The sequence below is a fragment of the Larkinella sp. VNQ87 genome (genome assembly GCF_049445795.1).
Classification (GTDB): Bacteria; Bacteroidota; Bacteroidia; order Cytophagales; family Spirosomataceae; genus Larkinella.
The window spans coordinates 18736-44716 of the sequence record NZ_JBMSDT010000019.1 but is presented as its reverse complement, the minus strand read 5'-3'; the positions used below and the strand labels follow the sequence as shown (position 1 = coordinate 44716).

Annotated in this window: 20 protein-coding genes; 2 read left to right on the top strand and 18 right to left on the bottom strand. The window is 51.3% G+C overall.

Annotated elements, in window-relative coordinates; genetic code table 11:
- Positions 1 to 159: 159 nt before the first annotated feature.
- The 18 genes from ACO2Q8_RS26620 to wecB form a co-directional block, all read right to left on the bottom strand.
- Entirely contained in the window at positions 160 to 1152 is a 993-nt protein-coding gene (locus tag ACO2Q8_RS26620) for a UDP-GlcNAc--UDP-phosphate GlcNAc-1-phosphate transferase (protein ID WP_423347937.1), read from the bottom strand.
- Positions 1130 to 2371 carry a glycosyltransferase gene (locus ACO2Q8_RS26615; RefSeq protein ID WP_423347936.1) on the bottom strand — a complete coding sequence of 414 codons (1242 nt, stop codon included), beginning with the start codon at positions 2369 to 2371 and terminating at the stop codon, positions 1130 to 1132. The genes ACO2Q8_RS26620 and ACO2Q8_RS26615 overlap by 23 nt, the downstream gene beginning before the upstream one ends.
- 2 nt (positions 2372 to 2373) lie before the next feature.
- Complete coding sequence (locus ACO2Q8_RS26610) at positions 2374 to 3309, bottom strand: NAD-dependent epimerase/dehydratase family protein (RefSeq protein WP_423347935.1); 936 nt, start codon at positions 3307 to 3309, stop codon at positions 2374 to 2376.
- Positions 3242 to 4489 (bottom strand): glycosyltransferase family 4 protein, encoded by a 1248-nt coding sequence (locus tag ACO2Q8_RS26605; protein WP_423347934.1) that lies wholly within the window; start codon positions 4487 to 4489, stop codon positions 3242 to 3244. Before ACO2Q8_RS26605 ends, ACO2Q8_RS26610 begins: the two co-directional genes overlap by 68 nt.
- Positions 4486 to 6045, bottom strand: a complete 1560-nt coding sequence (locus ACO2Q8_RS26600; RefSeq protein WP_423347933.1) for a heparinase II/III domain-containing protein — start codon at positions 6043 to 6045, stop codon at positions 4486 to 4488. The genes ACO2Q8_RS26605 and ACO2Q8_RS26600 overlap by 4 nt, the downstream gene beginning before the upstream one ends.
- Positions 6042 to 8219 carry a bi-domain-containing oxidoreductase gene (locus tag ACO2Q8_RS26595; protein ID WP_423347932.1) on the bottom strand — a complete coding sequence of 726 codons (2178 nt, stop codon included), beginning with the start codon at positions 8217 to 8219 and terminating at the stop codon, positions 6042 to 6044. Before ACO2Q8_RS26595 ends, ACO2Q8_RS26600 begins: the two co-directional genes overlap by 4 nt.
- Positions 8216 to 10129: an asparagine synthase (glutamine-hydrolyzing) gene (gene asnB / locus ACO2Q8_RS26590; protein WP_423347931.1), complete on the bottom strand. Its 1914-nt coding sequence runs from the start codon at positions 10127 to 10129 to the stop codon at positions 8216 to 8218. The genes ACO2Q8_RS26595 and asnB overlap by 4 nt, the downstream gene beginning before the upstream one ends.
- A gap of 265 nt (positions 10130 to 10394) precedes the next feature.
- Positions 10395 to 11129 carry a hypothetical protein gene (locus tag ACO2Q8_RS26585; protein WP_423347930.1) on the bottom strand — a complete coding sequence of 245 codons (735 nt, stop codon included), beginning with the start codon at positions 11127 to 11129 and terminating at the stop codon, positions 10395 to 10397.
- 28 nt (positions 11130 to 11157) lie between these two features.
- Positions 11158 to 12324, bottom strand: coding sequence for a glycosyltransferase (locus ACO2Q8_RS26580; RefSeq protein WP_423347929.1), 1167 nt, complete (start codon positions 12322 to 12324; stop codon positions 11158 to 11160).
- Positions 12290 to 13642, bottom strand: a complete 1353-nt coding sequence (locus ACO2Q8_RS26575; protein ID WP_423347928.1) for an O-antigen polymerase — start codon at positions 13640 to 13642, stop codon at positions 12290 to 12292. Before ACO2Q8_RS26575 ends, ACO2Q8_RS26580 begins: the two co-directional genes overlap by 35 nt.
- A complete protein-coding gene (locus ACO2Q8_RS26570) occupies positions 13639 to 14775 on the bottom strand; it encodes a glycosyltransferase family 4 protein (protein WP_423347927.1) in 1137 nt (378 codons plus the stop codon). Before ACO2Q8_RS26570 ends, ACO2Q8_RS26575 begins: the two co-directional genes overlap by 4 nt.
- Positions 14776 to 14778: 3 nt before the next feature.
- Positions 14779 to 15993: a glycosyltransferase family 4 protein gene (locus ACO2Q8_RS26565; protein ID WP_423347926.1), complete on the bottom strand. Its 1215-nt coding sequence runs from the start codon at positions 15991 to 15993 to the stop codon at positions 14779 to 14781.
- Positions 15994 to 16965 (bottom strand): glycosyltransferase family 2 protein, encoded by a 972-nt coding sequence (locus ACO2Q8_RS26560; RefSeq protein WP_423347925.1) that lies wholly within the window; start codon positions 16963 to 16965, stop codon positions 15994 to 15996.
- Position 16966: 1 nt separating this feature from the next.
- Positions 16967 to 17749: an FkbM family methyltransferase gene (locus tag ACO2Q8_RS26555; protein ID WP_423347924.1), complete on the bottom strand. Its 783-nt coding sequence runs from the start codon at positions 17747 to 17749 to the stop codon at positions 16967 to 16969.
- 29 nt (positions 17750 to 17778) lie between these two features.
- On the bottom strand, positions 17779 to 19101 hold the full coding sequence (locus tag ACO2Q8_RS26550; protein WP_423347923.1) for a lipopolysaccharide biosynthesis protein: 1323 nt from the start codon (positions 19099 to 19101) through the stop codon (positions 17779 to 17781).
- 77 nt (positions 19102 to 19178) lie between these two features.
- A complete protein-coding gene (locus ACO2Q8_RS26545) occupies positions 19179 to 20285 on the bottom strand; it encodes a lipopolysaccharide biosynthesis protein (protein ID WP_423347922.1) in 1107 nt (368 codons plus the stop codon).
- The gene (locus ACO2Q8_RS26540; RefSeq protein ID WP_423347921.1) at positions 20285 to 22615 is read right to left on the bottom strand and encodes an SLBB domain-containing protein; all 2331 of its coding nucleotides are present in this window, start codon (positions 22613 to 22615) and stop codon (positions 20285 to 20287) included. Before ACO2Q8_RS26540 ends, ACO2Q8_RS26545 begins: the two co-directional genes overlap by 1 nt.
- A 95-nt stretch (positions 22616 to 22710) precedes the next feature.
- Entirely contained in the window at positions 22711 to 23850 is a 1140-nt protein-coding gene (gene wecB / locus ACO2Q8_RS26535) for a non-hydrolyzing UDP-N-acetylglucosamine 2-epimerase (protein WP_423347980.1), read from the bottom strand.
- Between the two features lie 765 nt (positions 23851 to 24615).
- Between wecB and ACO2Q8_RS26530 the strand changes: the two genes are divergently transcribed.
- Together ACO2Q8_RS26530 and ACO2Q8_RS26525 are read left to right on the top strand one after the other, a co-directional pair.
- The gene (locus tag ACO2Q8_RS26530) at positions 24616 to 25542 is read left to right on the top strand and encodes a hypothetical protein (protein WP_423347920.1); all 927 of its coding nucleotides are present in this window, start codon (positions 24616 to 24618) and stop codon (positions 25540 to 25542) included.
- A gap of 6 nt (positions 25543 to 25548) precedes the next feature.
- Positions 25549 to 25980, top strand: coding sequence for a GPW/gp25 family protein (locus ACO2Q8_RS26525; RefSeq protein ID WP_423347919.1), 432 nt, complete (start codon positions 25549 to 25551; stop codon positions 25978 to 25980).
- Position 25981: the final 1 nt, after the last annotated feature.

Genomic DNA, 25981 nt, shown 5'->3' with positions numbered 1-25981 from the left:
GAGTAGTATGGAGGTAGTACTTCAAGGATAACTTGCAAGTTTTGTAAGACAGGCCCGGCAGATAATGCCGGGTTCTGTTTTCTGTGGTGATATGATGGTTTGACCTCTTTTGTTTATCTTGAATAAATTTTCTCAAAAAGAACATGGCACTGGCTTGGTTTATCTCGGGGGTACCGGGGCCACCACCGGCGCTGGGGATTCGGTTTTGAGCAGTGCTTTTTTAATCAGCCAATAGAACAGCGTTAACACAGCGACCAGTCCGGCACCGCCGATCCACTGCGTTGACACGTTCTGCTGCGCCAACCCAATCACCAGCACATTGATCAGAGCCTGCGCGAAAGCGTACAAACCGGCAACCCGTAAATGCGGCCACCTGAGCCGGTGAACGAGCAACTGAAACAGGTGAAGTTTGTGGGGCTGGAAAATATTCTCACCCCGCCAGAGCCGGTACAGAATGGTCATGACGCTATCAATTCCGTAGACCGTTAACAGCAATCCATAGGTAAGTAGACCGGTTTTTCGCATTAGTATACCAAGCAGAAAGATGATGATGAAGGCCATCGAGACGCTGCCTACGTCGCCCGCGAAACAAAGGGCGCTCCGCCGGGCGTTGAAAAAGGAAAAAACCACCAGACTCAGCAAAACAAAACCGGGCAAAACAGGGGCAACAAAAAAAGTAAATCCCTGATTAATAATGGATAATGTAGTTACAGTTACGAAACTATAAAATGCCGTAATTCCGTTAATGCCATCCATGAAGTTGTAAGCATTCAATACCCCGCACCCTACGATCAGCGCGAATACCATCCACCATTCCGGCCAGAAACCGGCTTGCCCCATCAGCAGGGCCATCCCAACGAGTTGAACCAGCAACCGGACCCGGTTGGAGATGGAGTTGACATCATCCAGAAAACTGATCAGAGCCACAGCCGTCAGACCCGCAAAAAAATACGGCGTTGCTAAGTCCGTGACCAGGAAGGCCAGCAGAGCCGCCAGCCAGAAAATGACTCCGCCCCCGCGCACGGTCAGGCGGGTATGCGAACTGCGGTGGTTGGGCCGGTCGACGATATTAAAACGAGTCGCCACCCATAAGTACATGCGTTCGGCAGCGAACAATAGAACAGCCACACTAGCGTACAACATCCAGTTCATAGGCGGAAAGGCAAAGCAGAGACGAATACAGATCCAGTAATTTGGTTTGTTCACTGGCCCAGTTGTAAGTAGTTTCGACGGCGCGCCGACCGCGCCGACCCATTTGTTCGGCTTCCTGCGGATGCTCGATCAAATACCGCAACCGCGCTGCCAGGGCGACCGAATCGGACGGATCAATACAAAAACCGCATTCGTGTGCTTCGATCACGGCCTGATACAACGGAAAATTGGCTGTGATTACGGGCAAACCGAGCGCCATGTATTCGAACATTTTGGTCGTATACGATTCCGGATAATCGCCGATCGGTTTCAGCAACGCCAGTCCGGCCACGGCCCGGTTTGCCCGGGCAAAGGCTTTGGCCTGGTCGGTGTAGCCGTAAAAAATCAAGTTATCTTTCACGGCCTGATAAGCGGGCAAGGCTTCCAGATCCTGTTCCGAAAAGGACCGATGGCCGAACAGATGCATCGCAAAATCCGGATGCGTGGTTTTTAACTGCGCCAGACCTTCCAGCAGCGTCACGATAGACCGCTCGAAGCTCAGCCAGCCGATGTAAAAAAACTCGATCGGATCCGTCGCCCGCCGGTACGGTTGCCGAAATCCATTCAGGAAGGGCAACAACGGAAAATTGTAAATCACGGCATGCGGTTTTGCCAGGTTGCTGTACGTGCTTAGGTATCCATGCTCTGTAAAAATCAATGAAAAATGCCGCCGGGCCAGCCAATCGAAAAACTGGAAACCCCGTTCAAGCAGCCAGCCCCGGTTATGGCGTTTCAGATGGATTTTCTTATGCAGGTTTTCCTGTACTTCGTAAATTACGGTAGTGCCCAGCAGCCGGTACAGGTACGCAAAAGGCAGAAACTCCGGGGAATACACATGAATCAGGTCGGGTCGGAGCCGGTACGTTTTCCAGAGGATGACCGGGCACGTTATCAAAAACCGCAGCAGAACCCGCTTAAAATACGGCAGCTTAATGAACTGTACACCAGCCGACACCGCCGGATCGGCGCGTGGCACGGCGCAGTAAACGTCATACCGTTCAGCCAACGCGGGCAGGTATTTATACATGATGCGCGGATCATAAGGCGGGTGAGCCGTGCTGATGTGTACTACCCGTTTTCGCTGGTCTTTCATAACTGGCACTTGAACTGAACGTACGGCGCTCCCCGCATCTCGCTTCGGGGTATTGAGGTAATCGATGGCACCCAAAAATAAAGGCATTTTCAGGAAAAATAAGTGATAACCGGTTTAGGTTTCCAACCCAGTTGCTGCCGGGCCCGCTCGTCCGAAAAGGTCAGCGAACTCGTAATTTTGGTCAGCGCGATGGAGTCGAGCGGAAACCGCCGTCCAACAACCCGGTTGATGCCATCGCCTGCCCAGGCCGTTACCCGGGCCACTCCGTACGGAACCGACCAAGACAGCCGCCGACCGGCCTGCCGCGCAATGGCCTCTTCCAGTTCCTGCACCGAGGGGTGAACGCCATCGGTCAGGTTATAAATTCCGCCGACGGTAACCGCTTTCGGAATGAGCTGCGCCACATCCTCGGCCAGCACCATACTCCGACGGGCCGCGCCGGAACCAATCCGGACATAACGCCCCCGCCGGATCGTTTCCACCAGTTTACCGAGGTTTCCGGGAGCCGCATCGCCCACAATGAGCGGCAATCGCAGGATCAGGTACCGAACGCCCCGCTGCTGGCACCAGTTCAGTACGAACTGCTCGGCCTGAATCTTGCTTTCGGCATACGGCGTTTTGCCCATCAGACTGATATCTTCCGTGATCGAAAAACCGGCCTCACAGCCGTAAACCGCCACGGTGCTGATGAGCACAAAGGCTTTGGGCAGGACTCTCGACCCATCGAGCGCCCGCAGCAACCGGAGTGTTCCGTCGCCGTTCACCCGGAAAAAAGTTTCTTTTTCCGATTCCGTTCGCGGTACACTATGCGCTTTCCCAGCGGCATGAATGACCAGTTCAAACGACTCCTCCGATAAATCAGGCTGCTGCGTTCCCAGATCGCATACCATGTCGCCTGCTGTTTGACCCAGGCGCATTACCTGGTATCCGGCTCTGACCAGCCCCCGGTCCAGATACTTACCCAGAAACCCATTGTGTCCGGTCAGCAGGGCGGTTGGTGTATCGTTCGTTGGATTGGCAGACATGGTGTAAGGCCGTTAAGTATCCGATAGCTAACTGGTTTTTATCAAACAAATGTCGGGCCACACGAGCCGCCCGCTGGCCCATCGGTTGCCGCCAGGCTGGATCGTCGGCCAGTTTAATGAGCAGGTTGGCCAGTTCGTTGGGATCATCCGAACTGAAGGTGAACCCACATTGGTGTTCTTCCAGAAACTGTTTGATCCAGCCTTCCGTCGTTTGAATCACCGGCACACCGGCCGCCAGCGCTTCCATGAGCTTATTCGGCGACGACGTATCCAGCAGCGGAGCGCGTTTTAACGGCACGATGGCCAGCCAGGCCCGCTGCACATAGGCCACCAGTTCATTTTTGGGCATCAAATCGTAGAGCAGAAAGTTGGGTAGCGCATCCTGCTTCAGTTGATCCTGTAACGCCTGTTTCATCTGACCGTCACCAATCAGCAGCATCACAATGTCAGAGCGGTTTTGCAGGACTTTGGCAGTTTCGTACAGCAAGCCCGAATTGTTGACTGCCCCGATATTCCCGGTATAAATAACAACCTTTTTACCGGACAACGCATCGGGTAAGTTAACCGATGGAACGGGCGTTCCGAACAGGTCCAGGTTCGTGGCATTCGGCACCGAAATGCTGTGTGTAAAACCGTATCGTTTCGCAATATTCTGCTGAATTCCCGGTGACAGGGCGACAATCAGATGAGCCGCCCGGTAACACTGCCGTTCGAACCAGTACGCCAGTTTTTGTGCCAGTTTATTCGGTAAGGCCTCCATCAGAATGGCCGTGTCGGGCCACAAATCCCGGACTTCGAACACCAGTTTCCGGCCCCGAACATAGCGGGCCAGCAAACCCGGCAAGCCTACGGTAATCGGCCCCGACGATGCCACGACCACATCGGCCGGGAGTGTCAGCGCGTACCAACTCGACCAAACGGCAAACACCAGAAACGTCCAGATACGCCGGAGAATCGATTGCTTGTTGTTGATTTCCAGATTCAAAACCTTCACCCGAATGCCGTCGATGAGTTGCTCCTCCGACCAGCGGCTGGCTTTTAGGTCGGACTTGGCGTAAATGCTGGTCACGACAGTTACTTCATGCCCTTCTTCGGTCCAGCGTTTGGCAAAATCGTACACCCGGGTTCCCCAGGAGCCTTTCGGCGTCGAAAAGTATTGGTAGAAATATATAATCTTCATGCAGCACAGCTAACGGTTGTCCGTACTCGATTTTTGAATTCCACTTCAATCACCCGCGTAGGTAAAAGCTGGTTAAATTGTCGGGAAATCCGTATAGTTTTCAGACTGATTGTCAAAGCGTTTTCCCAGGCCATTGTTCCCCATGAAAAACGAATGCTGGTTGACCCAGTCGCCAGGGGTTTGGCTTCGGGATCCAGGGAAAACCGGGCGGTTGCGATTTGGTCGCCGGTGATCGTATCAATAATGTCCAGTTTCGTATCGTTGATCAACCAATGGCGTTCGTGGGCGATGCCCAGATGCTGATAGCCGTCGTGACGGGCGCGCAAGGAAGCCGGTTGGTCTTCCAGAATCGTTACCCGCGCCCGCCGACCGACCCGAAAACCGCCCCAGACTTCGGAAGAGTCCAGGTTTCCGATCTGAACGGTGTTGTGAGCCGCCGTACTCCGCTCCCATTGCCGCCGTTCGCTGGCTTCGTAGGTTGAAACTCCCGCGTCAATCAGCACCGGCTTGCCTTGAACTTGCAACACGAAATTGAACGTATCGGCATGAGCATGCCCCGGCTGATAGTCCGGCCCGACCGACCCGATATTAGCCACCATTTCATACGCGGGAGTACAAAACTGTCGAAACCCGCTGTCCGACAAAACCATCTGTTCGGCCGAAATCCCAACGGTTTGGCATTTGATAGACAGGTGGTGCGTCGTGGGCGCAATGTCTTCAGCCGCATCGTTCATCAATGGAATGGTACCGTCTGCCAGGGTAATCGCTTCCAGCCAGCCCAGCATCCGGCTGGCGTGCTCGGATAAAACCGCATCGGTAGCCGTGTCGTTGTGCCAGGAGTCTTTTTTTAGCGCATAGCAGCAATCTAGCAGACGATCCAGCAAAATCTGGTGGTACATCGGACTCCGTTCGTAATGCCCACCGTCGCAGCAAAGCTGCTCGCCTAGTTGGGCCTTTACAAGTTTAGCGGCTTTCTGATAAAGACTTCGGTTCTGAAAATACAAAGCCGCCAGCAGCAAGGCAAAGCCATTTTCCAGCAAATGATTGCCCAACAGATGGTATTCAAGCCGCTGTTCCAACAACCGAACCTGCGCCCAAAGGCATCCGTCAATGTCTGGTAAAAGCAAGTGATGATGCGACAGAAAGCGTATCCAGTTCATGATACGGAGGGAAACCGGATACGGTTCCAAACCGGCGCTGACCGTTGCGGTCTGGTCCATAAACTCCTGAATAAGCCCGACGCCCTGCTGCGCATCCATCCCCGGCTGATTCAGAAAATCGAAATAATTCAGGTTATACTGCCAGAGTTTGCCGTAGGCTGAATAATTCCAGTCGATTTGGTTCGGGAAGGTGGCCGACTGGTTCAGAAAGGTAAACGTCCGGCCGTTCAGGCTGCGTGGTTTATCCGGCGCTACCACCGCCAGCCAATGACCCACCGGCGGCACGTCATCCAGTACCAGCGACGGTCTCGCCCGAAACCGATTAACAACCTGATAAACAAGCTGTTGCCGCTTTAAATACCGGACGGTGTTCCAATAGAGCTGCCAGTTTCTCATACTGTATACGGTTGTTTTGCCGATTGCATTTCGGCTACGCCAGCCACCACATCTACCCACTGCTTCGTTCGCAGGCTCTGCAAAGCCGCCAGCATTGTGCGAGACGTATTGACGAGTTCATCAAACGGAATCAGGGGTGCTCCACCCGTGCGGACCTGATCGGTCAGGCGCTGAAATTGCGTTTTATGCCCCTTATCTTGGCTCGTCGACAGACTCGAAAACCCTTTGAAACCGTAGCCTTTCAAGGTCCGAAAGTTGTCCAGAATCAGCGTTCTTTCCTGCGAATAGACTTCAAAACGCTCCTTCGAATACGATTTACTGCCATTGGCAAAGTAATTGATGACGCCCGTCGAACCGTTTTCGTACTGTAACAGCAGCGAGGCCGAGTCGCCTGTTTCGCTCGGTTGCCGCCCCATTGCGCTCATGCAGACCGACACCACCCGGCTCCCGGTCAGAAACGTAATGAAGTCAACGTAATGACAGGCCTCACCCAGAATCCGCCCCCCGCCCACGGCCCGGTCGTGGACCCAGGAGTTGGCCGGAATGAAACCCGCGTTCATGGTTGCAATCACATTCATGGGCACATCACCCGACACCGAACCGCCCAGCAAGGCCTTCATTTTCTGCGCGTGGGGTGAAAACCGCCGGTTGAAGCCCACCAGGACGGTTTTATCGGTTTGCTGGTACGTCTCGACCAGTTCATCGAGTTCGTCTTCGAAGATCGCCAGCGGTTTTTCAACAAAAACATGCTTACCCGCCAGCAGGGCTTCCCGCGTCATCCGGGCGTGTTGCTGGTGGCGCGTGGTAATGACCACCAGATTGATGTCCGGGTCATTCAACACATCCCGGTAGTCGCTGGTACTGAGCGCAATGCCGTGTTTCTTGGCCAGCAAGGTTCCATTCAGGCCGTTGGCGCTGGCGATGGTTTTCAAGCTAGCCCCCGTTCCCTTCAGAGCCGGTAACAAAACCGCACTCGTAAAATTACCGGCACCAATCAATCCCACGATGGTTTGGTTGACGCCCTCATAGTGGCTATCCCGCAACCGTACCACGGATTTTCGGTCGAGTATTTCGGGATACTGCAGCAACGAAGCGATCGAACCCGAGTGCGAAATGGCGTTGTAGATACGTTCGAACTGTTCAAGGGGCACCACTTCCGTAATCAGCGGTTTTACGTCCAGTTGCCCCGACTCCAGCAGTTGCAGAATCGTCTGAAAATTGCGGTTTTGGGTCCAGCGCACAAATGGCAGCGGATAATCGGCCCCTTTTTGTTCATAACCCTCGTCGTACCGGCCCGGCCCGTAGGAGCAGGATACCTGGAACGTCAGTTCTTTTTCGTAAAACTCGGCCCGACTCAAACTCAGGCCGACGACGCCCACCAGCACAATCCGCCCGCGTTTACGGCTCATTTGGGCCGCCTGCGAAATCAGCTCATCGCCCTTGGCCGAAGCTGTAATCACGACACCGTCCGCGCCAACGTTTTGGGTCAGCGACAAAACCGCCTTCACCGGGTCGGTGCCGCCCGCCGGGTTTAATGCAATAATACCCCGGCTCCGGGCCAGTTCGAGTTTCTTCTCATCCACATCCAACCCGATTACCCGGCAACCGTTCAACCGCAGCAAATCGGCCGTCAGCAAGCCAATCAGGCCCAGGCCAACGACGACGACGGTTTCGCCCAGCGTTGGGTTCAGCAACCGGATACCCTGCAAGCCGATGGAACCGATTACGGTAAAAACCGCTTCGTCATCGCTGACGCCATCCGGCACGCGGGCGACCAGGTTTCGGGGTACACAAACCACCTCGGCATGGTGGCCGTTCGATGCCACACGGTCGCCCACGGCCAGGTCGGTCACGCCCTCGCCCACGGCGATTACTTTCCCGACGTTGCAATAACCCAGGGGCAGTGGCTGGTCAAGCTTGTTAAAAACCGTTTCAAGGGTTGGAATCAGGCCGTCGGTGCGGATTTTCTCCAGCACCTGCTTTACCCGGTCGGGTTGCTGGCGGGCTTTCGAAATCAGGCTTCCCCGGCTGAATTCTACCAGCATCCGTTCGGTGCCGAGCGAAACCAGCGTCCGGCGGGTTTGAATCAACACCTGCCCGCGCCGAACCTGCGGAGCCGGTACGTCTTCCAGAAGGGTATTTCCGGTTTTAAGATGTAAAATTAGCTGCTTCATGGTTTCGTAAATTCGGAATCAACGAATTGCCGAAACCATGACTCGATGGCCATCAGGCCCCAGATCGAATAGGCGGCATCCAATTTCCCGCTTTGGTTGTCCCGAATGAGTTGGTGGACGGCCCCCGGATCGAAAATGCGCCGGTGCCGTAGGCTGTCTTCTGACAAATAGTTTTGCAACATAGCGTTCAGTCGTCCCTTCCGGAGCCATTCCCGCAAAGGGGTACCAAAACCGGTTTTCGGGCGGTAAATCACGTTATGTGGTAAATACCGCTCGGCCACTTTCCGCAGCAGGTATTTCGTCGTCCGCCCACGCATTTTCAGCGACGGTGGCAGTTTGGTACTAAATTCCACAAGTTCCGTATCCAGAAACGGCACACGGGCTTCAACGCCCACAGCCATGCTCATTTTATCGGTATAATTCAAATTATGGTCAGGCAAAAAATACGACAACTCCCAGAATAACAACTGATTAAGCAAGTTCTTCTCGTTCGGAATCCGTTCCAGCGCGGCCAGAAGCTGGTGGCTGGGCTGGTACTGGTACACGGCGGGCGCAATGGTGTTCTCAAACAGGCTGTGATTTGTTGCGATGGGCAAACGGGCAAAGTAATCGACCATGCGTTCGTGTTGCGGCTGCCCCATCCCGGCGGTCAACTTCCGAAGTCGGCGGAGCAGCGGCATCCCGTTGCTCCCCAGCCTGACGGTGTTGTTCAGTAACCGCCCCACAACGGGCGGAATCCGGTTTAGAAACGGCTCCATACTCAGGGCTTCGTGTCGCCGATACCCCGAGAAAACATCATCCCCGGCGGTGCCGCCCAATAAAACCGTATGGCCGTTTTTCCGGGCCTGCTCACAGATGTTCAGGACGTTAAAAGGAGCAGTATCGGCCTGCGGCTCGTCGAGGTGGTAAATCATCCGGTCGAAATCGCGTACCATGTCGGCTTCGGCCTCCACTTCGATCAACGAAATGTTCAAGTGGGCGGCCACCTGCCGGGCGTAGGGCAAGTCGTTCTCGAAACCTTCGAAATTACGGCCCTGCGTCGCCGTCCGGATGGTGTAACCGGCCAACCGTTCTTTCGGATGCACACGCCGGGCCATTGCCACGACCAGGCTGGAGTCCAGCCCGCCGGACAGGAAAAAACCGAGCGGCACGTCCGACTGCAACTGTCGTTTTACCGCCGTAAACAAGCGCTCATCGAGTTCTTCCAGCAATTGCGACTCCGACTGCTCCGAGTACGTTCCCTGAAACGGCAAATCGTAATACCGCTTGAGCGTGATGGTTTTGGGCTGATCGATGGACAGGTGCAGATAATGACCCGGCAGCAGTTTATGGACGTGTTGAAAAGGTGTCTGCGTTCCCGGCGAATACAGAAAATGCAGGTAGTTGACCAATGCGGAGTGGTCAATGCTTTTGTCGACGCCGGGATAACCGGCAATCGTTTTTAGCTCTGAACTAAAGAGCAATAAGTCGTCTTTGTGGTAATAATACAATGGTTTTACCCCGAACTGATCCCGCGCCAGCACCAGCTCACGCGTGTGGGTGTCGAAAATGGCGCAGGCAAAAATGCCATTCAGTTTCCGGAAAACCGCCGTTCCGTACGCGGCAAAACCGTATAGCAGCGTCTCGGTATCGGATGTCGACCGGAAAATGTACCGCCCTATCAGTCCGGTCCGAAGGTTAAGGTGGTTATAGATTTCGCCGTTAAAGATCAGAATGTACCGACCATCGGCCGTTTGCATCGGTTGTTGTCCGTTGAGCGACAAATCCAGAATCGCCAGGCGTGTGTGGGCCAGTTGAATACCGGGTGCCTGAAAAAGCCCATCCCCGTCCGGCCCCCGGTGACGGATGGTTGGTCGGCAGTCGAAAAACGCTGGAATAGAAGTGCTTACGATGCCTGCAATACCGCACATAAGAGCATGCAATTATCCTGTTCGAGACGATGGTTTTGCAAAAACGGTCCTACAGTTTATTCGACACATTCGATGCCGTGGTCAACCGTTTATTGTCTTTTACCAAAGATCGCCAGAGGTGCAGCGGGCAGCCTGTAGAAAATCATCCATTTATGTATCCGACAACAGAAAAATGGACACATAACGAATTAATCCCCTACTCATCAAAACAAACCCCTGTTTCGTTTGCTAACGGTCTATCTCAAACTTGTGAATGGACAGGATTTTATTCTCTGCCGTACGAACGAAGCCGGATCGACTGGCGAATGCCGAAGTCGATCTGGGCTTTTCCGACACAAGACGGGGTTGAAGAACAAAATTGAAGCTGCACTTTTTCCTTGTAAATCAACCCGACCTGCCGGGCATAAATTTCCAGTCGTTTGTCCTGGGAAACCAGCGTTGAGTCGTTTTGCTGCACTACCGTCACGGTTTCAGCAAAGGGCTGGTTCAGTACCGTAAACGGCTTACCGGGGTTTCTGAACTGGTACAAATCTTCCCCGATTGCATTATAAGCGTTGCCGTTCCACTGAAACTGGTCGACTACCGGAAACACCAGCTTGGCGTACGATATATTATTCTCATTTTTAATCAGTTGATTATCTGTAATCCGCAGGCTACTCACCGAGTCGGGTTGCCAGGGCTGGCTGTCGCTAGCCCGGCGGTACCGTTCCAGACGGTATACGCGTCCCTCCGGCAAAGACCGGACTGTCGAGTCCGTATAAACCTGTACGATGGTTTCCCGCCATTGGTAAGTTTGTGTCGTTGACGTACCGTTTAGGGCAAATCGCTGTTCGGTCACCTCATAAATCCAGAAGTTTGCTTTTTCCAGCGGCTGGTACCCGTAGCCGGAATCAGGCAATTCGGTCGCCGTCTGGCAGGCATTCAGGCTTCCAACAAATGCCAGGGCAAAGAAGGATAACAAGCCGGACAGGAGTTTTCGAAAAGCAAACAAACAGCTCATAATCAGAGAAATAAGGTCTAATGAATTACTACGGGCTTGGGATTTCTGTTTCAGCCCGTTCATGAAGTGTTTTCAGCAGACTCCAGACATTCCGGCTTGCCTCCGCCCAGGTTGGCGATGTCGTTGAGCGCTGCCGCCCTGCTGCAATTTTACGTTGACGAAGAACTCCGTCGGAAAACCCGGCATGAATGGTGTCCACAATGTGCTGGGCCGAAAGCGGATCGAAATAAAAAGCACACTCTCCGCAGACTTCTTCGGCAAAATCCCGCTGCGAGGTAAAGATGGATACGCCAAAATGCATGGCATCGACATAGGTGGCCGAAAATGACTCCATCAACGTTGGCATGATCATCCCATCCACTTGCTCATACAAGGAGGCAACACAGGTAATGGGAACATTTCCGACGGGAATCAGCACGTCATCCAGTGACGCGCCGGTGATCTGTTGGAGCAACCGGGCTGACCTGGGGTGCTGGTTAGCCTCAATCGTGATTAGCATCCGGTAAGGCAGTTGTCGGTTTTTTATTATTTGGGCAACGTCAACGAGAATTTCCAGATTTTTATGCGGGTAATACCGTGACAAACAGAGCAGGTAAATTCGACCGGGCTTTTTGGCAACCGGCAACCGATACATCGCCTGGCTATCCAACAAAGTATAGGCGGCCGGAAAAAGCTGGACGGGGGGAAGTTGCCGAAAAACCTGTCGTAATCGCATTCTCATGGTTTCAGTCTGCACCAACAACGTATCTACATACTTAAAGCGGTTTTTGAAGACCCATTCCCGCAGTTTACTTTTGCAAAAATTGCCATAACCCAATATTTTCCAGAGCACCCGATCCTCGGGATAAGCCAGGTGAGGCAGCATCAGTAGCACTACCTGCCGGGCATCGGCCGGTAATGGAAAATTACCCATCGAGAAAATAATGTCCGGTTTTATTTCTTTCAGCAAACTTGGATACCAGAACAGATCGGTCAGAGGACGTGTACTCCAATGATTCAATAAAGGAGGGAGATAATGTATGGTCATTTGGGACGATTCCAACGCTTCATAACCGCAGTTTTTGGGAGCAACGAGATGGATAATGTCCGCTTCGCCTTTCAGCTGGGGCACCCGACTCAAAAAGTTAAGCGCCACGTTAAGGCCACCGGCTGAAGCCAGATTAAATGCATTTATAAGCAGCTTCATGGGATGCATGGGAAAGGATAGTTGCTTTTTTCAATGATCTACTTATCACCCAGACAGGTAGTGAGATATACACAAAGTGATCCACAAATTGCGGGAAATATCCCCTTGTTACGAATTGGAAAAGGGCTAATGAAAAGACAACTTGTTTTAAAAAACCCAATGGTGTAGACGAAGGATTTCGCTTCACAACAAAGCGCAGCCACAATCCCATTAAAAAGGGCATTACGACAAATCCTACCCACCCGAATGCGCCATAAAACGCGCCATAATGTAAAGTAGCTTCTCCGGTACGAGCCCAATATCTTGGCAGTTCCTGTGAGTAATCCAGGGTTTGTAAAGCGGGAGGTGGATAAGGTTTCTCACCCTTTGGGAAGACAAATTTTGGCAAAGCTTTAACAAAAATGTACCCAAACATTGTTAAGCCATAGTCATGGTCTAATCCAGGATTTTGCTCATAATAACGCATCAGATTAAAGTCAGTCAGTGATCCCCGGGTCTGATCGAAAAATAATTCATACTTAAAATCGGCTGGATTATAGGCTAATTCATTAAAACGACCGTATATAAAATTCCAGCGATTATAGGTTATAAAAAACAGAAAATAAAAAATCGTCATTGACACCAATAACACTTTTTTTGCTGACAACTTTGAACCTATATCCATTCCATATACCATTATCAAGCCAATGATAGTTAGAATAATACGATATCGAAATCCCATAATTACAAATAACAGAAAGGCCATTAGGGTTATTAAAATTAGGAGGTGTCTTTTCCCTTTCAGGTAGGCGAAAAGAACAATGGTTGTAATGATACAATCCGCACAATTCCGAAAATAATAGGAATTAGTTGCACTTTGATGCCCAAACAGACTCTCATCAGCACTGCCTACTAAAATAGTTAACGGATTGATACCACTAACTGCAATATCTGTTAGCACAATTAGATAAAATAACCCATATAAACTAATGACTTTTTTTTGTAAGCTTAAAAGACCCTCTTCTCTAATCTTGTACAATTCGGCATCAAATGCCAATTTCTTCCAGATAAATCCAAACACAAACAAGATATTAGCGAGCATGTAAAAGAACATTCCTTTCTCATAATATCCTCTAATATCCTTCCCCACAAATGCGAAAAGGCCTTCATCACCGATTGGTGTTTGACGATCTATTGCATAGAAGTATACCGGTGTTATCAGGCAGTAAATGAACAATAAGGCTATACAAAGTGCAAAAGGAACAATCTGCCGAGGTCCAGTCTTTACCATGTACTGGACTGCCCCCAGCAATACGGCCGCATTGATCAAGACATAGAACCAGATCATCTTCTTAGATCCTGTTTAACGAGCTCATATAAGTATTTTGCATAGTAAGCCGAGCTTGTTTTCTCACTAAAAACCCGATTATAATCAGACTGTTTCTGACGTATATCCGGGGCATTCAGCAACGTTTCGATCGCCGTTTTAAAGCTCTCTTCGTTGGTGGCATCACAGATATAGCCATTTAGGCCATCTTTGATCCATTCCTGAGCAGCTCCTACTTGATTGCTGCTAACAACCGGTAATCCAGCAGCGATTGCTTCATTGATCACAACGCCCCAACCATCGTAGCGAGAAGCAAAAACAAAAGCATCTGCTATGGCATAATAGTAGGGTAATTCATCCGCCTGAACAAAGCCCGCTAAATGAATATTTTTAACATCAGCCACCTCGTTTTCCAGTGCACTCCGGTTTGGGCCATCCCCGATAATGATCAGACCTATAGGGCCATTTATTTTCTTTACGACCCGCACTAAACTTTCCATATTTTTTCGATAATCGAGTGAACCGGAAGAGAGTAAAAGAAACTCACCCTGACTTTTATATTTCAATTGTAGCGAAATTATTTTCTGCTTGTTTAAATAGTTTTTATCAAACCGGCACACATCGATATTATAGGGGATGAATGCGTATGGCAAATTAAAACCAAACTCGGAGTAAGTATCGATAGCATTTTTACCACCCAGCAGCAATCGATTAATTCCCAATTTAAGTGGTAACAAAACGAATGATTTAAGGTGTTTTTGTATTTTTGTTTTGGGAACTTGCAGTCGCTCTCCTAAAAAAGAAACCACCTTTCCTTTTGCTTTCAGAATAGGTAAAGCTACCATCGTATTGGGTATCCAATAAGCACCGCTTAATATAATATAGTCTGACCGATCCGTTAATACCTGGCGAATGATTGACCAGCTAAAATGATAGTCTTTGATTTTATTCTGGATAGCCTTAGCCATTAAAGTATCATTTAAAAAGCTGACCTGATAGGATTTATCTTCATTATTTATAGTCCACTGACGCCCTTTTTCTGTTTGAGCATAATACACGACCGTCAGATCAAAATACTCCGCCAAGGCTTTAAAAAAGTCCTGCTGATAGGGCGTTGGGATGTTCGTGTAAAAGCTTAGTCGAAGTCTAGCCATCATTCACTTGTTTTCCTGCGTCACATTCTGATAAACTGCCCGAATTTCTTCCCGAAATCGATTCCAGGTAAACGTCCGGGCCTGCCGGGCCGCTAATTGTCCCATCTCGAACCAGTCTTCCCGGTTTGTGATGGCCGCGTCGAGCAGGGAGGCCAGCCGCATCGGGTTCCGGATCGGTGTCAAAAAACCGTGTTTCCCCTCCACGATCACATCCGGCCCGCAGGTGTTTTCGGTTGTGATCACAGGCAAACCGGCCGCCATCGCTTCCAGAATCACATGACCGAAGCCTTCTGCCAGCGACGGCAACACAAAAACGTCGCTTTGGTGAAGTTCCTGCACCAACTGGCGGGTAGCGATGGCTTCGTGAATCTGGAGGGGCAAATCCTGGTATTCCCTTAGAATATTACGGTCGATAAACCCGCGTCCGCAAAGCACCACGTCAATCGCCGAACTTTTCAGCAACCGCACCGCTTGCAGCAAATCGGCCAGCCCCTTCCGCTGGTTCATCCGCCCCACAAAGATGACCCGAAAACGGTCTGACTCCGGTTCCTTCTCCCGTTGAACAAAAGCCGACGTATCGACGCCGTACGGTACCACCTGAATCCGGCTAGCCGGTATTCCATTCTCAATCAATGTACTGCGTGTAAACTGACTGGCGACTACGCAACTGGTTGCTAATTGCGGTTCGGCCCCCAAACTTTCCAGCCGCTCATCGGCCAGCGCAAATTCCGTTTCTGCCTGGATAGACTGGCTGGCAAATGGTAACCGACCAATTTCCTCCTCCAGCAAGGCCCGAACCGACTGGGGATGAGGGTGGAGTTGAAACAAAAGGCGATGCGGAATACCTGCCCGCTCGGCACCCTGAAAGGCCTGGAAGGCATAATAGCTGTACAAAAATAAGTTGCTCCCCGACGCCCTGGCAGCTCGCAACGCGGCCAGACTTAGCGCCTGATCGATCTTTAGACTTTCATTCCGCTTCAGCGCGTGCGCCCAGCCGGTTCGCCAGAATGCTGTCGGCGAAAGGTGAACTTTTGCTGCGGGCAAGCCGGAACAATGCCGCTTTTGAGCGAGCATCGGCAAACGGACATACATCCAGTCTGGTGCGTAGAGCTCAGTCACCAGTTGGTTCAGCCAGTTCGCTTCGTGCAATGCCAGACTGAGTTGGTACTGGTCGCGGGCCCCCGCATGGGCCGTTACGGCTTGTGCGATCGGGCTCATTTAATGGGTCGTTAGCTGATGAGTAACATACAAGGGTAATCTGGACCAGGACCGAAATTCCTCTACTGAAAACGGTTTTCGTTCCTGCCAGCCGTAGGAATACATTCGAAGCCAACGGCGCAACCCTTTCCAATAGCTTCTCCCCTGGTTTCGTTTGATATGATAGAAATAAAACTGGCCCAGTAAGGATCTGATTAAATAAAACGGCAACAGACTCAGGGGATAGTACATAACTATTTTCAACAACGTATTCGAAACAGAGAATGAAGACCGCCACAGAACACTGTACTCTCCCCTGCTAACGTTTGCTTTAAGTTGATGCTCCCGTTCTTTCCGATCAACCCGATGTTGTACAAATAACCCTGATATACCTACTACTTTATAACCATTTTGATAACACCGGATCGAAAAATCGATCTCCTCTCCGTAAAAAACCAACTCTTCTCTATAGTAACCGATTTTATCCAAAACCGCCTTCTTGATAATATGACCACAACCGATATAATTTTTATAGAATTCTCTTTTTTCTTCTACCATTGACAACGAAGTAATTTCTTTTTGTTCGATAACGCCAAAACTAAAAACCGCATAATCGTTATCAGAATCCAAAAGTTGTATAGCTCTTGACAAATCCGCCAAGGATAATAAATTAGAGTCGTCATCGAGCGATAAAATAAAATCACGAGTAGAGCTTTTCATCATTGCATTCCGATTCCGGATATAACCCTGCGGGGTAGTATTTATATACAAATTAATGTCCGGATAATATTGGCGAATAATTTTCGGGGTCGCATCCGTCGAAGCATCATCTGTAACCATGATTTGTTCGGACTTTAATCCCAATTCCAGGCAATGGTCAATCGTATACCGCAAGTCTGCAAGCCGGTTACGGGTTGAAATAATAACTTGTACCCGATTGATACAGGCGGGAATAACACTCGGAGAAGGTATCCCTTTAGCTTCTGTTCCCATCTTACAGATTTTTGATAAATACTAAATTCTCTCCCTGTATGATGACTGAAAAGTCATAGCGTGTTATCGCCTTTAAAACCGATCGGCTACTTCCTCTTTTGAGCCAATCGTGTAGTTCAATAATCAATACCCGTGTCCGGGATAGCCAATACTCGTAGTTTGAAGAGAAAAGGGCGGTTTCAGACCCTTCTATATCAATTTTAAGAATGTCGATCTGTTCGATATTGTACCGATTCATTACGTCGGCAAGAGTAATAGCGGAAACAGTACTGGCCATTTCTTCGGTTGCCTCTTTCACGGTAAACCCCCATTTTCCCAGATTGTATTCGTCTGAAACGACCAAATTAGTTACCCTATTCCAAATACCACACTTTTCAGGAATAGCGTTGGGATAACTCTTTAGATTTTCTTTTAAAATCGCAAAATTTGAATCCTCAGGCTCGATAGCAATAATTTTACAGTTAGGATATTTACTGATAAAGAAAAGTGAAGACAAACCAACATTTGCTCCGCAATCAATAATTACTTTTGGAACAAAGTCTAGCGAAATTTCATACTCTTTGCTCAACATAACCTGCCAGAACGTTCGAATATCAGATGTACTGGCACGGAGATAAAAAGGACTTGAAAGGTTAGGCAATTTTATGGATAGTAGACCCTCTTTTTTAAAATTAGTTTTAAAAAAAATTGAAATTCCAATTCGATACCCGAACTGCTTAATGTGATTAATTAATACAATAATGGCTGATAGTATTTTTCTCGAACGGTTACTTATCTTATCCACCTTTTCTGTAGTTTTGAGTCAACCAATGATTACCAAACTGCCTTTTTCAAATAAACAATCCACTTAAAATCAGTTACGATTGCGTGAAGCAATGAACTGACTCGTTCGCCGTACAGGACCCGCAGGGTGTTTTGAAATACCCAGATTAACACGATACAGTCGTTTATTAACAAACTGATTGCCAACCCTGCTAAACCGTATCGTGGTAGTAGTAAACTCGCCAACGCCAGGGCCAGCAAACTGCCTGAAAGGAAAAAAAAGGAAATACGCTGATGGCGGTTTACAGAAATGAGGGTGGTTGCGCTGGTATTCCACAGACTATAAGGCAATGTTGCCAGCAATAGAAAGCTAAAAACCGGTTGCTGTGGCTGCACAGCTCCTTTCGTCCACACCGCCAGGATAGTGGTTCCGGTGGCTTCCAGTCCCACCAGCAGGAGGCAACTTCCCCAAAATGCAATTTGACAAAGCCTGCGGTGGAGCATTATCGCCTTCGGGATGTCGTTGGCTGCCAGGGCACGCGTAAATTCAGGCCAAAGCGCATAACTTACCATCCCAATTACCTGGCGGACACAATTGTTCAGTGTGCGTAATGTGGTATAAAGTACCACCGCAATCGGCGTCATGTAAATCCCGATCAGCAACGTACTTCCCTGCAAAACGACGGCATTCGCTACTGAAAACCCTAAAAACGATAGTGAAGGAGTAGCCAGAGGGCGCATTTCGCGGGCAGAAAAGTAGCCAATCGCTACCCCACGGACCCACTCATAGGTCATCCGATAGTGAAGAAGCATCATCCAACTACTAAACCCGCGAATGATTACATACCCGATCGCCACCGACCAGATTGGGCATCCTAAACTGACCAGTCCTACCATGATTCCAAACTCAAGCAGCCTTGTCAGCGTAATCCAGACCCGCCCCCGGGCATTATGCCCTTCAGCCCGGGGTACCGCAGCAATCAGTTCCTGCTGTAAACATAAGATGACATAAAGCATTAATAAGGAAAGCGTCAACCAGGCATCCTGCTTCGCAATCTGGGTAAACTTTAACCAGCCCGTGAAGTCAGTCAGGTATAATACGAGCAATAACCCGCTGGCAACCAGGCTCCCCACCCCGAATACCACCGTAAGACCGCTTCCGAGCAACCGGGTTGCTTTGGTACGGTCATTTTTACTCACACGGATCAACAGTTCGTTGGAAAGCGCCGACACCAAACCCACATCACTCAGGCTTAAGTAAGAAGGAATTGTGACCAGCAGTAACCATTCTCCATAGTACGTTACGCCCCAAAAATGGATCAGAACCGGCACACTGATCAATTGAATCAGGAGGGTACTGGCTTGTACCAACATACTGGCTGCGACTGAATGTAAAACACGCCGAAACATGCTGCCTAAGTTCGTCTATGAAGAATCTATGCTTTTCCTGCTTATCCAATCCTGTTGTGCCTTAGCTGCTGCCAGAAACCCAAGCTGTTGGCTATGCAGTATACACTCCCCACCGCAAAACCCGCCAGCGTATACATCACCACCATCATCGTCCGACGGGGCGACGACCGTTTCAGGGGAATTTTAGCAGGCTCCAACACTTTAAAAACCGGTGTTTTCTCCTGTACTTTGATTTTAGCCTGTTCATACTGCTTGGCCAGTTCGGTGTACACCACCTGCGAAATGGTCAATTCGGCCTCGATACGTTGTCTTTCCATCGTAGCCGCCTGCACCACCATGTATTTATGCCGATCGTTGTACTGGAACATCGTATACTGCGCCTTTTCGAAACGACGTTTAGCTTCCTTCAGCCGGTTGGTGTAAAAATCCAGGTCGCGACGGACTTTTTCTGTCCGGTAATTGGTCACATAGCGGGTCAGGTAATCCAGTGTAATCTGCGTAACCGCAGCCACCGCCGTGGGGTCCGGCATTTGAGCCGATACCGTAATAATGCCGGAGCGTGTGTCCATTTTCGCCGAAACCCGCTGCTGAATCTCCTCCACCAGATCCTGCTGCTCCTGCGTCAGTCGAATGGTTCCGGGATTGTCTTTTGCGAGCGTCGCGGCCGGTTTTTCGGCGGATGTTGTTTTTTGATTCCAAAACCACGAACCGGTTTTGGCCAGCAAACCGGCCACGGTAACAGTTTGGCCGTCTTTGGTCGGTACTTGCTCATCAAGCAAAAACAAGACGAAGGGTGTGCTTTGCAGGACATTGGGATACAAGTCGGGCCGGACGGCATCAACGCTCCCGCTTTCGCCCAGTTCCAGCCCCGCAAACCCAGCGACCGATGCCAGCTTTTGCAGCACATCCCCCGTTCCTTCCGTAATCTCCGGCATAATCCGGGCATCCGACGTGTATTCGGCAGGGGTCAGGAGAGACACAACAACTCCGGTTACGGCAAACAGCCCCGTAATGACCAGCAGCCGAACTCGATACCGCCAGAGAGCGCTCCCAATGCGGGCGGGCGACAGACCCAGCCAATAGCCGCTGTCCGGAACCGGGTGTTTGGCAACATGATTGGAGGCTGTTCGGATCGTCTCGTCGTTCATCAGAAAAGCCGGATAAGAGTTAAGACCACGGCTGCCAGGGACGAAATACCGGTCATGACAGCTACACGCTCAGGCGGTGATAGCTTGCTGTCTTCCCGCCTGGGCTTGGTCGGTACGACCACCTCCATGCCCGGCTCCGGCTTCGGATACGAGCGAAAGAGCAGAAACTGCTTTGTCCGACGGATTTTCCCGTTGGCGTAAACGACGTAGGATTTTCGCCGTTGTGCCTTTGAGGTAAAACCGCCTGCTTCATCCACATACGACCGGAACGATTTGGCCGAATTGTAGTCGACCGTCGAAGGATTCAGGACTTCGCCCCCAATTCGGACCAGTTCCACCTTCCGCGGAATGGTGATAGAGTCGCCCGCCAACAGCAGCAAATTGCCAGTATCGGACGGTTTTTGCAGAATTTCGTGAATATCGACTGAAATGATTTCGCCTTTGCGCACAAACCGGGCCGCCTGCAAAAAGGCTTCGGGCTGCAAACCGCCCGCGCGCGTGATCAAGTCCGCAATGCGCTCAGACTTGTCCCGGATGGCATACCGGCCTGGGTAGCGGACCTCGCCCGTGATGGTCACTACTTTTTGCGCTTCGTACCGGGGCGACGTACGCACAAACACCTGGTCGAAGGGTTGAAGGTTAAACCGGGCATCGGCTTCGGTCAGCCGCAGGTTTTCGTCTACGTTAAACTGAAATATCCGAACGTTCTGGTTGCCTGGCAGACCGGTAGTATCGTTGCGCAACCGACGCGAAATCTCAATCCGCGACGGCATAGCCCCTTCCGCAAAACCGCCCGCCAGCACGATCAGATTGGCAACGCTCAGGCTGTCGGCATAGGCGAACACGCCCGGTTTGTTCACGGCCCCTTGTAATGAGACAGTTCTTTTTTCGCGCAAATCGCTATAGGCTACCACCGTCACCACATCCTCACGCTGCAAGGTAACATCCGCCATTTCACCCCGCATGACCTTTCCTAAATCCACCGAAATCAGTTCCGGATCGAGGTTGGGCCGCAGTCGCTGGATGGTTGCCCGGTTCAGAAAGGCATCTTCCCGCAAGCCTTCGGCCGCCGTGATTAGTTGCCGAAGGGTTGGGCTTTTTTGCAGCGCATAGGTGCCGGGGCGGAACACGGCTCCGCTGATCGACACCCGGTTGGCATACCGCTCAATGATGCTGCCCACCACGTATTGATCACCGGCCTGTGGGACAAACGCAGCTAACTCCGTGGCCGGTATCGTTCCAATTTCCAGTTCTTTGGCAGTGTTCCGGCGCAGGGTCAGCGAAGCTGTGTAGGCCCGGTCGGTGTATCCACCGGCGAAAGCGAGTACGGTTTTCAGCACCTCGCCTTTTTTTACTTCGTAAATACCGGGTTGTTTGACCTCCCCGCTCAACTCAACCCGGGTGTCGTAATGATTCACGAATACAATGTCCTGATCCTGCAACCGGATGTTGTCTTTCTGATCGGCCCCGAGCAGGAAATCGTAAATATCGAGGGTGCGAATGAGCCGGTTGGCGCGGTAGACCCGTACATCCCGGAACGAGCCCCGATTGGGGTCTGGGCCACCACCGGCATACAGGGCATTAAAAACCGTTCCCAGGGACGAAAGCGTATACGTACCGGGCTTAACGACCTGGCCGATCAGAGTCACTTTGATGCTCCGGACGTTCCCGAGCGACACCTGGGCCTGAATGCCACTGGCGGGTGAGTTCAGGCCCGTGTACAACTGCCGAAGGCGGCCAATGATGCGCTGCTCGGCCTGCTCGACGGTCAGTCCGTTGACATAAATCGGGCTCAGGTTTTCCAGCCGGACACTGCCTTCGGGGTTAATCTTGGCACGGTAGGTTTGTTGAGCGTTGCCGAAAATGTCGACAATCAACTCATCATCAGGGCCAAGCTGGTAGTTTTTCGGCGTCGGAATCCGTAGGTTGGGTTCAAAGGTCAGGTTGGCGTTGGTAAATAGCGAAGCACCAAAAACCGGCGATGCAGTTGGGCTGGCAACAGGCTGTGACACCGGCAAGGGTTCTGATTGGCTACGACTGCCCCCCGAATCCCGGACCTCTGCCGTGGGTTCTTTGGGCTTCAGATTACCGATTCGCTGGCGCATTTTCGTAAGATCGGTCGGCGTAAATCCCCGTGACAGGGCCATTTGTTCAATCTGGGCTTCCGAAAGACCACTCGCTGTCGCCTGCTGAACGAACTGCTGCACCTGCTCGTCGGTCAACTCATTGACTTTCTGAGCAAAAGAAGGCGCAATCGCCCCTAAACCAAGGCTCAGTACCACGCCTATCAGCGCCAGCTTGTCGTACGTTATTAAACGCAATAAAACCACGTTGAAAATGAAATAGAGATTCGAAACCGCCAGAATTTGCCTCAGGCTGCCAGTCGTAAAGATAGACGGCGCGGTCAGCGCCGGGGTGTAGAAAACTAGCCAAATGTCGGGTCGGCGACGCGTTGGGCCGGTTCGGTTTTCCGGTAGTTGCCCGCCAGAATTTCGACAATCCGATCGGCGGCTTTTCCGTCCCAAAGCGGAGGAATCACGCCTTTTTTAGCACGTCCTTCCAGAATTTCAACTACTTTCCGGTGAACGGTTTCGGGGTTCAGATCGGTTAGTAACTGGTTGGTGCCCAGATCGACGGTGACGGGCCGTTCAGTACTGTCACGGAACGTTAGGCATGGCACCTGCAGGTACGTCGTTTCTTCCTGAATCCCGCCCGAGTCGGTTACGAGTACGGCCGCGTATTCCATCAGGTTGAGGAACTCCAGGTACCCCTGCGGCTCCATCAATTCCAGGTTATCGGTGGCCTGAAGCCGCTCCAGTAAGCCAAACCGACCGAGGTTGTTGAGCGTACGCGGATGGATGGGGAACAGGACCTTTCTATACCGAACCATGTCTTCGATGATCTGCAAAATGCTGCGCAAGCCCGCTTCCGAGTCGACATTGGCCGGGCGATGCATGGTCATCAAAATGTATTCTCCGGACTTGAGACCCAGTTTTTCGACGGTACGGGTTTCGGCGGCTTTCCGGCGGTAATGGATCAGCGAGTCGATCATGACGTTTCCCACAAAATGCACTTTCCGGTCCTCAACCCCTTCGCGTTTCAGGTTCTCCAGGCCTGCCTGTTCGGTCACGAACAACTGGTCGGCGATGCTGTCGGTCAGGATTCGGTTGATTTCTTCGGGCATCCGCCGGTCGCCACTGCGCAAACCGGCTTCGACATGCACCACCGGAATGTGCATTTTGACCGCCACCAGCGCACAGGCAATCGTGGAGGTGACGTCGCCCACCACCAGCACGACATCCGGTTTTTCGGCTTCCACGACGGTTTCAAATTCCAGCATGATCCGGGCCGTTTGCTGCGCGTGCGACCCTCCGCCGATGCCGAGATAATAGTCAGGCTTAGGCAATTCCAACTGGCTGAAAAACACGTCGCTCATCCTGGCGTCGAAATGCTGTCCGGTATGCACGATGACCGATCGTACGTCCGAACATTGCTGAAAGGCCCGATGCAGGGGAGCCACTTTCATGAAGTTGGGCCGGGCTCCGACGATACTCAGAATTTTGATTGGCTTTGGCATGATACGGATCGAATAAGACGTCCGTACAAAAATTGAAACCCGAAAACCGTAAGCTTGTAGAAATTTTTGGAATAATCAGACACTGCCTGTCTTCACTGCCTACGCGGGAATGTCCGGTTTTCATTTGTTCACGTCACAAGCCTGTTCCGCTCCTACTTCAATTATCCCTCCTCCACCTCCTTCCCACCCTGATTCTCCGCGTTAAGTTCAACCGACCTCCGGTACATGGCAATGTTTTCTCCCTTCTGACCATTCTCCAACGCTTCCCCGTAGCTGTCGGACACATTCCAGCTTTGCGGATACGGCGACACATAGAGCTTAAACTTTCTTCAACTCCCCCGGCTCAACAGAAAGATCCCAACCAATTAGTCCGCACCACAATAGCCCCTTCATCGTCGGGATACAGGTAAAAGGTCGAGCAACCACCGCCCGGTTGGCTAGCCGGTTTTTCTTCCGAAACCCGACGGTACCCAACTGTACCGTTCCGTCAATGTGTGTAAAGGGTTATTGTATCAGTAAGCCCTACCGCCAAACTTTGTCATACTTAAGGACAACGCAGAAACCAGAAGGAATTCGCCCAGTAAACTAGCCCATCGCCTTGCTGCTTTCGAAGGCTGGCCGGAAACCGGTCGGACCGTTTCAGAAACAGCCAAAATCGTCTGTCGCGAAGGTTCAGAAAACGAATCGAAGCTAACCCAATCATTCAGGAGTAGTTGCAACCCAGCCATTGAATTGGCCCTAACCACAAATCCCATGACTACGCTTCGTCTTTTTACTGTATTAGGCTGCTTGGTAGCGGGGTTAACCGCCACCCACGCTCAATCCCTGCTAACCCGAAACAGCGCCACTACGCCAACCGATCCGGAAACGGCCGTATCCAGTCCGCGCAAATTGAAAGCCACGGAATCACCGGTTTACGTAAAAGTCTACGGTTTTTACGGATTGCTGACGCCCGGATCGCAGATTACGTCCAGTTCAACCTCGAATTCGTCGGGATCAACGTCCACCTCGTTTAAAACGAATAAGCGGGGTTTAGGAGCAGGCCCCCGGACCGGGATCGGCATCGGCCTGATTATCAGTGACTTTATCAACCTTGGCATTGATGCTGACATGCTGTTCGGGGCACCAATTTCGACGGCCAACAGCTATAAGGGTACCAATTACACCTATAATAATACAAGCTCCACGACGCTCCGGGTGTTGTCGATTACGCCCAACATTACCTTCAAAGCGCTGTCGCGGCCAGCCTACTACATTTACAATCGCCTGGGGGTTGTCGTCGGAAAAGTGATGGATTACAAGGGGGTACAAGACAGCGAAAACATTCCCGCTGCGGGTGCCAGCACGATCAGCAATACAACGGAGGAATACACCAAAAATACGCTGGCTCTGGGCTATCAGGCTGCGCTGGGTATTCAGTTCCGGTTGAGTCAAAGCCTGCGAGGCTTTGTAGAAGTGGTGGCTTATAACCAGTCGTTCAAGCCCCGAGAACTCCACAATGTCTCGGTAAGCACCCGAAATGGGGGAATTATGAACCAGAGCAGTTACTACGTTGAATACAAAGACCAGGGCGAATACACCACGACGAATCGCGATGGTGACGAGGTGTACCAGGGGCCCAGCTACAACGTGGCGATGAACAGTGTAGGCGTTGGGGCGGGGATTGTGTTCCGGTTTTAACACGCCATGCCGCACCCCTACTACGCCCTGCCCCTGCGCTTTGATGACGTGTTGCAGCAAAAACCGCATCCGACCTGCTCGCTGCCACAGTCGATTGCCCAGCACCTGTACCTGATGCTGACAACGCACTTTGCCGAATCCCGGTACGACGAAACGTTCGGGTGCAGCCTGTGGGAGGATGATTTTGCCAATCAGTCGACCAGCCGCTGGAAGGAAGATATTCGGCAATCCATCGAAACGACCATTCTGGAGCGCGAAAAACGCCTGACGCAGGTGCGTGTTCGGGTAGATCTGACGGATGAAGAAATGCAATTGGGCCGCGTCAGCCACCGGGTCAAACGGCGGCTGACCATCTGGATCGATGGCCTTCTGACACGTACCAACGAGCGGTTTTCCTTTCAACGCAGCCTGTTTCTGGCTCCCTTATCGACGGAATAAA

Coding starts and splice junctions, on each gene's coding strand:
- ACO2Q8_RS26620 (WP_423347937.1), bottom strand. CDS start 1,152: ATGAACTGGATGTTGTACGCTAGTGTGGCTGTTCTATTGTTCGCTGCC.
- ACO2Q8_RS26615 (WP_423347936.1), bottom strand. CDS start 2,371: ATGCCTTTATTTTTGGGTGCCATCGATTACCTCAATACCCCGAAGCGA.
- ACO2Q8_RS26610 (WP_423347935.1), bottom strand. CDS start 3,309: ATGTCTGCCAATCCAACGAACGATACACCAACCGCCCTGCTGACCGGA.
- ACO2Q8_RS26605 (WP_423347934.1), bottom strand. CDS start 4,489: ATGAAGATTATATATTTCTACCAATACTTTTCGACGCCGAAAGGCTCC.
- ACO2Q8_RS26600 (WP_423347933.1), bottom strand. CDS start 6,045: ATGAGAAACTGGCAGCTCTATTGGAACACCGTCCGGTATTTAAAGCGG.
- ACO2Q8_RS26595 (WP_423347932.1), bottom strand. CDS start 8,219: ATGAAGCAGCTAATTTTACATCTTAAAACCGGAAATACCCTTCTGGAA.
- asnB (WP_423347931.1), bottom strand. CDS start 10,129: ATGTGCGGTATTGCAGGCATCGTAAGCACTTCTATTCCAGCGTTTTTC.
- ACO2Q8_RS26585 (WP_423347930.1), bottom strand. CDS start 11,129: ATGAGCTGTTTGTTTGCTTTTCGAAAACTCCTGTCCGGCTTGTTATCC.
- ACO2Q8_RS26580 (WP_423347929.1), bottom strand. CDS start 12,324: ATGCATCCCATGAAGCTGCTTATAAATGCATTTAATCTGGCTTCAGCC.
- ACO2Q8_RS26575 (WP_423347928.1), bottom strand. CDS start 13,642: ATGATCTGGTTCTATGTCTTGATCAATGCGGCCGTATTGCTGGGGGCA.
- ACO2Q8_RS26570 (WP_423347927.1), bottom strand. CDS start 14,775: ATGGCTAGACTTCGACTAAGCTTTTACACGAACATCCCAACGCCCTAT.
- ACO2Q8_RS26565 (WP_423347926.1), bottom strand. CDS start 15,993: ATGAGCCCGATCGCACAAGCCGTAACGGCCCATGCGGGGGCCCGCGAC.
- ACO2Q8_RS26560 (WP_423347925.1), bottom strand. CDS start 16,965: ATGGGAACAGAAGCTAAAGGGATACCTTCTCCGAGTGTTATTCCCGCC.
- ACO2Q8_RS26550 (WP_423347923.1), bottom strand. CDS start 19,101: ATGTTGGTACAAGCCAGTACCCTCCTGATTCAATTGATCAGTGTGCCG.
- ACO2Q8_RS26545 (WP_423347922.1), bottom strand. CDS start 20,285: ATGAACGACGAGACGATCCGAACAGCCTCCAATCATGTTGCCAAACAC.
- ACO2Q8_RS26530 (WP_423347920.1), top strand. CDS start 24,616: ATGACTACGCTTCGTCTTTTTACTGTATTAGGCTGCTTGGTAGCGGGG.
- ACO2Q8_RS26525 (WP_423347919.1), top strand. CDS start 25,549: ATGCCGCACCCCTACTACGCCCTGCCCCTGCGCTTTGATGACGTGTTG.